Raw genomic sequence first — 2154 nt, forward strand, 5'->3', positions numbered from 1 at the left:
CACACCCGCGCAGCCAGGGCCTCCTCGAAGAGGGAGAGCCGGGTGTGGGGGTGCGCCCCGGCACGGGGATCCACCGGCCGGGGCCCGCCGAAGGGCTCCTCACCGCAGAGCACGGCCACCACCAGGCGCAGTTCCAGCGGACCCAGATCGTCGCGCGGCACGGCCCGCCCCTGCCAGGGATGGGCGCGGACGACCGGCTCCAGCGCCCGGAGCAGCTTCTCCCGCTCCTGGTACCCGTGCCGGACCAGCCCGTCCAGCGCCCGCTCGAAGGCGGCGGCCTCGACGGCGGACTCGACGGTGGCCGCGGCGGTGCCGGGCCGTGCCGCCCTCCGCGCGGCGGTCAGGACGGCGTTCACCTCCTCGGCCACCTCGGCGGGGGTGGCGAGCGGCGGCGCCATCGGCTGCGGCACGGGAGCGGGCGGCAGGACGTCCGCCGTCCCGGTGGACCCGGCCGCGGTGGTTTCCAGCCCCAGCAGTTCGGCGGCGCGGGGCCGCAGCACGGGGCTGACCGCCTCCGCCGCGGCGGCCAGTTCGCCGCTCACCGCGTCCCCGGCGTGCGGCAGGTGACGGGCGATCAGGTCCAGGGCGAGCTCCTGGATGGCCGTGTCCTGGTGGCCGAGGGCGTCGGCGGCGGCGAGCACCACGGCCCCGGCCCGCTCCCGGTCGCGGCGGGCGGCGGTGTCCAGCCACTTGAGCTGGGCCCGCACCAGCTTCTTCTCCCGCCGGAACAGCGCCGCCCGGGACGCCTCGGCCAGCTGCCCGGCGTCGAGCCGTCCGGCGGTGTCCAGGGCGACGAGGGTCTCCTGGGCGTGGACGGCGATGTCGGTGGGGGCGTCCGACAGCATCCGCAGCAGGACCGTGACGCGCCCGGCGTACTCCTCCTCGGTGGGATCGAGATGGATGAGGAGGAGGTGGAAGCCGCTCATCTCCTCCCGGCGCCCGCTGCGCAGCAGCCGCGACAGGCAGTCGTCGATCAGCGCGGCCCGGTCCAGCCGCCCCTCGGCGGCGAGTTCCGCCAGGGAGGCGCTCATGCTGTTGCTCCCCCCGAACCAGGCGATGAGCGGGGAGCCGACGCCGTTCACCTCGAACAGACGCGGCAGGAGCGTGTCCAGGAACGGATCGGCGCACAGCCGCTCCGCTCCTCCGTAGTGCGGCGCGGGGGCCGGGGCCAGGGCGCCGTCCACGACCACCGGCCAGTCCGTGGCCTGGGGCCAGGGAAGATCGCGGACCCAGCCCTGGACGAACACCTCGGTGGTCGGCACCGGGCACCCGGAGAGCAGCACCAGCCGCTTGACCAGGGGGTAGTGCTTCCCCCAGGAGTACTCCAGGCGGGGGCCGACGATGCGGTGGGCGACGTCACCCAGCCACTCGGCCGGGCGGGCGGCGAGGATCGTCAGCAGCGCGGTGGCGTCGTCGGCCTCGATCAGGTCCAGGTGGGGGTGGCGGAGCCACCGGGCGGCGGCGGACGCGCCCGTGTGGCAGCCCGCGCCCGCCACGACCAGCGTCCGGGCGTACGGCCGGAGTTCGTCCTGCCACGCCTCGTCCCACCGGGCGCGCAGCGCCTCCAGATGGGGGACGCAGGAGCGCCGCTGCCGGTCGGAGAGCGCGGCGATCAGGGCGGGCAGCCGGTGGGAGGCGCGGTCCGCCACGGCGAGCAGCACCGCGTACGCGTCCGGGTCGAGCTCTCGTGCGGCGGCGTCGAGGACCTGCCGGTCCGCCGCGGACAGGTGCTCCGTCACCGGGCATCCGCCCCGAGGTGGCCGCGGCCGCGGCGGCACGAGGCCGGGGGGCGGGGGAGGGCGCGCGTCCGCGCGTCCGCTGTTGGTGGTGCCGGTGGCGTCGGTGCTGTCGGTGGCGTCGTCATGGCGCAGAAGCTAGGAGCGGCCACCGACAGTCCGGCCCCCTCCCGTCTCTCCCCGATCCTCCCGGCTCCGGGCGCCGGACGGTCCTGACGTGCCCGGATACCCGTACGGTCGCCGGGGGTGCCCCCGGGGACTGCCCCGGGAGCACCCCGGACACTGCCTTCACGGACCACGGCCCCACGGCCCCACGGCCCTCATGGCCCCACGGTCCTCCCGAGCGAGGGGGACGCCTCCGGCACCGCCGTGAGCGGGCACCGGCCGTACCGCACCGGCTCACTGACCGGCGGGCGGT

1 pseudogene is annotated in these 2154 nt (G+C 76.8%); it reads right to left on the reverse strand.

Going from position 1 to position 2154, the window contains the following annotated elements:
• Positions 1-1739, reverse strand: a pseudogene (locus tag V1L54_RS29235) (DUF6493 family protein); the annotation flags it as partial.
• Positions 1740-2154 lie beyond the last annotated feature (415 nt).

Source organism: Streptomyces rubellus, assembly GCF_036323805.1.
Lineage (GTDB): Bacteria > Actinomycetota > Actinomycetes > Streptomycetales > Streptomycetaceae > Streptomyces.